Source organism: Povalibacter sp., from assembly GCF_036735925.1.
Taxonomy (GTDB): domain Bacteria; phylum Pseudomonadota; class Gammaproteobacteria; order Steroidobacterales; family Steroidobacteraceae; genus Steroidobacter.
Genome location: NZ_DAINNK010000033.1, coordinates 45,495 through 52,093, shown reverse-complemented (window position 1 = coordinate 52,093; position 6,599 = coordinate 45,495). Strand labels below are relative to the sequence as shown.

The following is a 6,599-nucleotide window of genomic DNA, read 5'->3' as shown; positions in this document are numbered from 1 at the left end:
GTGGGGCCGGCTTCAGCCGGCCTGAAAACAGTCAGGCTGAAGCCTGACCTACAGACGGAAGCCGGAGTGACTCGCGTCACGGTTCGTCCGACTCACGCGCAGGCGCACCAACGCTGGCACCGCATTTGCTTTCTCTTCCGCAGCCGTCAATGCGATGGCGATTTCGAGGAAGCAGACAAAGTGTCGATCTCGTTCCGCTGGATTCTGGTGACGCTGTTCTTCAGCACCTGCGCAACGGCGCAGGCGCAGATCCAGTCGCTCGATTCCATCCAGTCCGCCGCGGAAAACGGCGTGACGGCCTTGCTTCCGGAAACGAAAGCAAAGTACTTCGTCACGGCGTCGCGTCTCGATCCGCGCCTGCGGCTCGCACAATGCGCAACGCCACTGGAAACGACATTGCCCGGCACGATGCCCGGCACTGCGCGAACGACCGTGGGTGTGCGCTGTGCGTCGCCCGCCTGGTCGATCTTCGTTCCGGTCACCATCGAAGTCGAAGCGCAGGTGCTGGTATTGCGGCGTGCACTGCCGCGTCGCTCGCCGGTCGACGCAGCCGACGTGGAACTGCAGACACGACGCCTGAGCGGCTTCGCCGCCGGACTCATCAGCGATACCGGCAATCTGGCTGGTCGACGGCTGCGTCGCGCGCTGCCGGCAGGATCGCCGCTGACCGCTGAAGTACTGGCACCCGACGTGCTCGTCCGTCGCGGCCAGTCGGTGACGTTGCTCGCCTCGACCGGTCCTTTCGAGATCCGCGCCCAGGGACAGGCGCTGTCCGATGGCAGCGAGAAGGAACGCATCCGCGTCCAGAATGTGACGTCGCGCAAGATTGTCGAAGGCGTGGTGGAAAACTCCTCCACCGTCAGGGTCGATCTCTGAATGAGACAGTCGCCGGTGCGTCAATCCGCTGACATGAGGAGAAACCCCGAAGGGCGAATCCTGCGGCGGCACTCATTGCGCGCACTGCGTCACGCGATGCAGCCGGCAAATCTGCGAGCCGAATCGCGCCGCTGCCGTTCCGTTTTACCTATTCTGTGCTCCGCAAACCGGCGTTTGCGGGTTTGCCCTAAGGCCCTGCTAAGGTCCCCGCGGAAGAACTTGTTAAAGTTCTCAGAATTGCGGCCGCTACAGGGTTCGTGGAGTACAGGAGCGCCGACCGTGAGCATCAAGATCAGTGACTTTCAGAACCGTCCCGTGCAGACGGGCACCGACAAGACGGTGTCGCGCGCCGGTGAAGGATCTGCTGCGCCGGTTGAAACCGCGGTCGCCGGCAGCAATCCGGTTCAGATCACCGGTCAGGCACGCCAGCTCGCCTCGCTCGAACAGGCAGTCAACAGCCTGCCGATCGTCAACGAAGCCCGCGTCGCCGAGATCAGCCGCGCGATCGAAGAAGGCCGCTACCAGGTCGATGCGGAGCGCATTGCCGACAAGCTGCTGCGCACCGAACAGGAACTGGGCGCCCGCTAATCCGGAGACTTCACCCACGTGGACCCACGCATCTGCCGCGACACGCTCGAACGGCTCCTCGCCGAGGAAGCCGCGACGCTGTCGCGCCTGGAAGAACTGCTCGACCAGGAACACGAGTTCCTGACGAGCAACGACGTCGAAGCACTGGAGAAGGCCGGCGAAGCGCGCCAGAGCTGCATCGCCGCACTGATCGCCATCGAAGACGAACGCCGCTCGCTGTGCCGCATGATGAATGTGTCGGCCGACGCCGCGGGACTCGACAAGCTTCTCAACTGGTGCGATCCCTCGCGCCAGCTCAAGACCCGTTGGGCCGCGTGCGCCCAGCGTGCGGCGCATTGCCGCAGCCTCAATGATCGCAACGGTGCCCTCGTCACTGCGCGCCTGAAGCGCGTGGAAGGCATGCTCGGCGTCATCACCGGCCGCGCCAGTCAGCCGAAGGTGTACGGCAGCAAGGGTGCGTACGAAACGACGGGCCGCAGCGATCGCGTGATCGCGCGCGTCTGATTCTCCTGTAGGTCAGGCTTCAGCCTGACTTCTTATCCGGAAGGCCGGCTGAAGCCGGCCCCACAGGAAGAAAAGTCCTACCCGTTCATCCGCGACAGATCCACCGGCCGCTCCGGCGGCGGTACATCGCCACTGCCGACCGCATCGCCGAGCCGCATCAGGATGCTCGCGGTCTGCGAGTGCCCTTCTTCCTTCAACATCCGCGATACCGCGAGATTGAGCAGTGCGTTGGCGATGTATTCGCGCTGCGCCTGCGGCACGTCGTGAAGCATGCATTGAATGCGATGCATGACCGATTGCAGCTGCGCCACTTCGAGGGCGCAATCGTCGTCGATCATGACCCGCGTCAGGCAGCGGGGAGCTTGCGATGCTGGCATCCATCACCTCGTCGGTTCAGCGGGCGACTCACAAGAACGATGAGCGGCACGGCGAGCGTGGACAGCCAGGTCAGTCCACCCTGCACCGCTCCGAGCACTTCGACCCAGCCGCGCAAGGCCACGAGCGCCGCCAGTGCAGCGGTGACCTGCGCGGGAAATGTCGGCAACGGGCGCGGCCACCAGCGCTGCGTCGGCATTGCCGAATAGGCGAATGCGAGTGCGACTGCACTCGCCGTGAAAAGAAGAAGTGGATTCAGGATGTTCATGCCGCTACCTCGTCACCCTGCGGTGGAAGATTTCATCGCCGCAGCGATGCGGTAGCTGGCTGAGCAGGCGCGCGTGGCGTCACGCGCCTGCGAGCGGGCTGGGATTCGTTACTTGGTCAATATGAGCTTGTTGCTGTGCGTGAGCCGCAGCCGGTAATAACAGCCGCCGTGCTCGATCAGGATTTCTCTCGACCGCCCGAACAGCGAGTCGGAACGAACACAAGGAATCGCCGGCCCACGGGTCAGCCCCGGGGCCGGCGATGAAATATCCGCAGAGCGGATAGGGGGTTTGGCTGTGATCGCGTCCATGGATGCAAATGATAATGAGTCTCAATAACAAAGCAAGAGGAATTCTATTGGACGGGACGCGGACGTGTGGGGCCGGCCTCAGACTGTAGGTCAGGCTTCAGCCTGACTCCTCAGAGGCCGGCTGAAGCCGGCCCCACAGCCACACCCATGTCCTTGAGTGCCTCGCGGATCACCGTTGCGTTGTCACCGGCGCCGCTGCCGGCCTCGATCGCATCCGCCTGCTCGAACAACGGCGCGAAGAGGCCGAGCTTGTCGACCGGTCCGCGCAACGTTGCACTGCCCTGCTTCGCGAACACGTCGGACCAGGCATCGCGCACCTGATTCCAGAACGCTTTCGTCTTCTCGAAGTAACGATCCGCGCCAGCGAAGTCGGCCTCTCGAATGCGCTCGTAACGCGCGACACCATACTCGCGCGCGACGTACGGATTCGATGGATCGATCGTCCGCTCGGCGGTCAGCACGGTCTTGAGATTGTTTTCTTCCTGGACCCAGCCCGTGGGTTCGACGGTGTGACGATTCGTGCCGATCAGTACCTGATAGTCATCGCGCACGCTCCATTCGCGGCGCGGCAGGGGACGCCACGTCTCGGCACTGAGCCAGGTCGAGAAGCTGGGCGAATGATTCCAGCGACCGATGCTCGCGTAACGCGGCGATTCATCGACCTGATAGACGGTCTGGCTCCAGGCGTTTTTCATTTCGGCACTCGTCACGCGCCGCCGCTCCCAGCGGTCGCGCCCCTTGTGCTCGACGATGAACTCCGGCTCGTAGCGCCAGTCCTGACGCCAGTGCTTGGTGATCATCGGCTCGCTGATGGAGCCGTCCTTCATCACCACGCGCATCTCGAGAATGTGCACGAGGCTGATCGACTTGCCGTCGTCGCTGTCGACGTAGACCTTTTCCGTTCCCCATGACTGGTAGGGCGCATTGGGCCTGTCGAGTTGTTTGAACGGCGTGATTTCGAGGAAATCGAACGTTACGCGATACGTACCCGCCATCGCCAGGATGGCGCGACGATCGCGCTCGAAAGCCGCGAGGCCGGGCGCCTGCAATGCCTTCCATGCATCCGACGGCTCGGCATCGAGCGTGACCGGCGCGCCCTTCGTGGTGCCGCCGCGCGGCTGCACGGTGCTGCCATCGAGCGGCCAGGAAAATGTGTAGCGCGGCACAGCGGCGCCCGTCGGCTTTCCTGAATACGCATCCTGTCCCAGTGCCGGCACGCACAGCGCAGCAGATACCAGCAGGACGTTCCAGCACAGTCTCATCATCACAGTTCGCCCTCCATCGAGCTTGCATGTGTGCGGTGACGACAGTCGCGCACAGTAACTATCATTTGTGCCCGCGCGCGCAAGGCCCGCGCCGGAGTCATGTCATCCCAGCCATCGAAGGATCTGCCGTGTCCACCGAACCTGCTGCTGCCGATGTCCTCGAGGCCGCCCGACGCATCGCCGGTCACGCCACGGTCACACCCGTGCTGCGCAACCGCCTTCTCGACGAACGACTCGGCGCCACCGTGCTCGTCAAGGCCGAGTGCCTGCAGGTCGGCGGCGCGTTCAAATTCCGCGGCGCCTACAACCGTCTTTCGCAGCTCGATGCCGCGGAGCGCAAGCACGGCGTCGTGGCCTGGTCTTCCGGCAATCACGCACAGGGCGTCGCCGGTGCGGCACAACGTCTCGGCATTCGCGCCACCATCGTGATGCCGACCGACGCGCCGGCCATCAAGGTCGACAACACGCGCGCGATGGGCGCCGAGATCGTCACGTACGATCGTCACGCACAGGATCGCGAACAGATCGGCCGCGACCTGGCACGAGAACGCGGCGCCGTCGTCGTGCCGCCTTACGACGATCCGCACATCATCGCCGGCCAGGGCACCGCGGCACTGGAACTCGCGGCGCAGACGCGTGCACTCGTCAACCGCGATCTCGACCTGTTCCTCGCGCCCTGCGGCGGCGGCGGTCTCATGGCGGGCAGCGCACTGGCGCTGTCGGCGGTGAGTCCGCAGACGAAGCTGTATTCGGTCGAACCCGCCGCCTGCGACGACACCGCCCGCTCGCTGCGCTCCGGCAAGCGCGAAAGCAATCCACCCGGCGCACGCACGGTCTGCGATTCGCTCATGCCGAACACGCCGGGCGCGATCACCTTTCCCATCAACCAGCAGCGCCTCGCCGGCGGACTCGCCGTCACCGACGACCAGGCCCTCGATGCCATCGCCTTCGCGTGGCGCGAACTCAAAGTCGTCGTCGAACCCGGCGGTGTCGTCGCCCTCGCCGCCCTGCTCTACGGCGACCTCGACATTCGCGGCAGGACGGTCGGCATCATCCTCAGCGGCGGCAATGTCGATCCGGCGCTGTATCGCGAGGCGCTGTCGCGGCCGATGAGATGAAGAGAATGGCCGCAAAAAGGCGCAAAAGAACGCAGAGTCAGAACAGATCTCTGATTCCGATTTTGTGATTTTTTGCGCCTTTTGCGGCCATTCTCCCCTCCTCCTACGGATCGAACCGCAACTGCACGCAGCCGTAGAACAGCCGGCCGGTGCAGCGCCGGTAGAGACCGCCGATGAGGCGCGCGACGGCGTCGCATTCGCGCATGAGATCGTAGGTTTCGACGACGCGCAGGCCCCGGCTCAGCCAGCACAGTTTTTCGGCCCGTTCAGTGCAGCAGCGATGCGCCGTCGCCCGGCATCGCGAAGCTCGATGCGTTCACGGCATCGAGCCGCACGCAGCGCAACGTCCAGCCCGCCGAACTCAGGATCGCGGCGACGTGCATCGCCCGATGCAGCACGATGCGCACGCCCGCCTCCGGCAGCATCGCCGACAGATAGCGAACGGCGAGCGACACGTCGCGGTACTGCAGCGCCGCGATGGCCTGCATGAGCAGCCATTCCTCGTGGCCGATGCACGAACAGCAGGTGCAGTGGATCTCCGGAACGTAGTGCAACTGATGCCAGATCGTTGCGAGCGCGTCGGTGACTTCATTGAAGTACGGCAGCGCCGCGCTCACCCGCGCAGCACGAAAGCCGGTGATCAATGCCTCGCGCGCGGTGTCGCCGGAAATCTGTGGCGACAGGCCGAGCCGCAGACCCCAGATGACGAACCGCTCGGCCGATGACAGCCCGTAGATGTCGGAGGAGGAATCCATCGCGTCGCCGCTCACTGGACAGGAACCAATGGCTGGCGACCTCGGCGGCGAAACAGAACGTGTACCGCGGTGGGGCTGGCTGGTGGCTAGATGATAGTCATTCTCATTTGATTTACAACTGCCTGAAATCACAGTGCAGTGGGAGCCTTCTTTCTTCCTGTGGGGCCGGCTTCAGCCGGCCTCTTCTAAGGAGTCAGGCTAAAGCCTGACCTACAAGCGGAGGCCGGCTGAAGCCGGCCCCACAGGAAGATAAAGAAGCCACGACCTTCAGAACAGCAGCAGCACCGCGCCCGTCACCGCAATGAGCGAACCGGCGACACGACCGACCTGCACCTGCGCCCCCGGCGTTGCCTGTCGCGCCAGCAACGCACCGGCCGCGACACCGAGCACGTGCAACGTCACCGTCGCACTCACGAAGCCGGCCGCGTACACACCGAGCGTCGACGCAGGCGCTTCGACAGCATGCGCATAGCCATGAAAGATCGCGAACACGCCAACCAGCACGGCACTCGCGACGACGGGCATGCGCATTCCCGCCGCG

The 6,599-nt window shown here is 64.3% G+C and carries 10 protein-coding genes; 4 read left to right on the top strand and 6 right to left on the bottom strand.

The annotated features are described in order from the left end of the window. The first annotated feature begins 180 nt into the window (after window positions 1-180). The 3 genes from flgA (at window position 181) to V7D81_RS11855 (ending at window position 1,968) form a co-directional block, all read left to right on the top strand. Window positions 181-876, top strand: coding sequence for a flagellar basal body P-ring formation chaperone FlgA (flgA, locus tag V7D81_RS11865; protein ID WP_324316734.1), 696 nt, complete (start codon window positions 181-183; stop codon window positions 874-876). Between the two features lie 279 nt (window positions 877-1,155). Then, a complete protein-coding gene (flgM, locus tag V7D81_RS11860) occupies window positions 1,156-1,464 on the top strand; it encodes a flagellar biosynthesis anti-sigma factor FlgM (RefSeq protein ID WP_324316733.1) in 309 nt (102 codons plus the stop codon). 18 nt (window positions 1,465-1,482) lie between these two features. Then, on the top strand, window positions 1,483-1,968 hold the full coding sequence (locus tag V7D81_RS11855; protein WP_324316732.1) for a flagella synthesis protein FlgN: 486 nt from the start codon (window positions 1,483-1,485) through the stop codon (window positions 1,966-1,968). A 77-nt stretch (window positions 1,969-2,045) separates the two neighbouring features. Here the strand turns inward: V7D81_RS11855 and V7D81_RS11850 are convergent, their stop codons facing one another. The 4 genes from V7D81_RS11850 to V7D81_RS11835 all read right to left on the bottom strand — a co-directional run bounded on the left by V7D81_RS11850 (window position 2,046) and on the right by V7D81_RS11835 (window position 4,182). Further along, window positions 2,046-2,345, bottom strand: coding sequence for a hypothetical protein (locus tag V7D81_RS11850; protein WP_324316731.1), 300 nt, complete (start codon window positions 2,343-2,345; stop codon window positions 2,046-2,048). Further along, window positions 2,315-2,611, bottom strand: coding sequence for a hypothetical protein (locus tag V7D81_RS11845; RefSeq protein WP_324316730.1), 297 nt, complete (start codon window positions 2,609-2,611; stop codon window positions 2,315-2,317). Before V7D81_RS11845 ends, V7D81_RS11850 begins: the two co-directional genes overlap by 31 nt. A gap of 108 nt (window positions 2,612-2,719) precedes the next feature. Further along, window positions 2,720-2,920: a hemin uptake protein HemP gene (gene hemP, locus V7D81_RS11840; protein ID WP_324316729.1), complete on the bottom strand. Its 201-nt coding sequence runs from the start codon at window positions 2,918-2,920 to the stop codon at window positions 2,720-2,722. A gap of 110 nt (window positions 2,921-3,030) precedes the next feature. Beyond that, the gene (locus tag V7D81_RS11835) at window positions 3,031-4,182 is read right to left on the bottom strand and encodes a DUF6607 family protein (RefSeq protein WP_324316728.1); all 1,152 of its coding nucleotides are present in this window, start codon (window positions 4,180-4,182) and stop codon (window positions 3,031-3,033) included. A gap of 131 nt (window positions 4,183-4,313) precedes the next feature. Here V7D81_RS11835 and V7D81_RS11830 point away from each other — a divergent pair, with 131 nt between their 5' ends. After that, on the top strand, window positions 4,314-5,303 hold the full coding sequence (locus V7D81_RS11830; RefSeq protein WP_324316727.1) for a threonine ammonia-lyase: 990 nt from the start codon (window positions 4,314-4,316) through the stop codon (window positions 5,301-5,303). A 266-nt stretch (window positions 5,304-5,569) separates the two neighbouring features. Here V7D81_RS11830 and V7D81_RS11825 read toward each other — a convergent pair whose 3' ends face one another. After that, entirely contained in the window at window positions 5,570-6,058 is a 489-nt protein-coding gene (locus V7D81_RS11825; protein ID WP_324316726.1) for a hypothetical protein, read from the bottom strand. A 267-nt stretch (window positions 6,059-6,325) separates the two neighbouring features. Continuing rightward, on the bottom strand, window positions 6,326-6,599 hold a 274-nt coding region (locus tag V7D81_RS11820), incomplete at its 5' end, for a HupE/UreJ family protein (protein ID WP_324316725.1).

Excerpts from the sequence above, each read along its gene's own strand:
- hemP (WP_324316729.1), bottom strand. The coding sequence starts at position 2,920 with ATGGACGCGATCACAGCCAAACCCCCTATCCGCTCTGCGGATATTTCA.
- V7D81_RS11825 (WP_324316726.1), bottom strand. The coding sequence starts at position 6,058 with ATGGATTCCTCCTCCGACATCTACGGGCTGTCATCGGCCGAGCGGTTC.
- V7D81_RS11850 (WP_324316731.1), bottom strand. The coding sequence starts at position 2,345 with ATGCCAGCATCGCAAGCTCCCCGCTGCCTGACGCGGGTCATGATCGAC.
- V7D81_RS11835 (WP_324316728.1), bottom strand. The coding sequence starts at position 4,182 with ATGAGACTGTGCTGGAACGTCCTGCTGGTATCTGCTGCGCTGTGCGTG.
- V7D81_RS11845 (WP_324316730.1), bottom strand. The coding sequence starts at position 2,611 with ATGAACATCCTGAATCCACTTCTTCTTTTCACGGCGAGTGCAGTCGCA.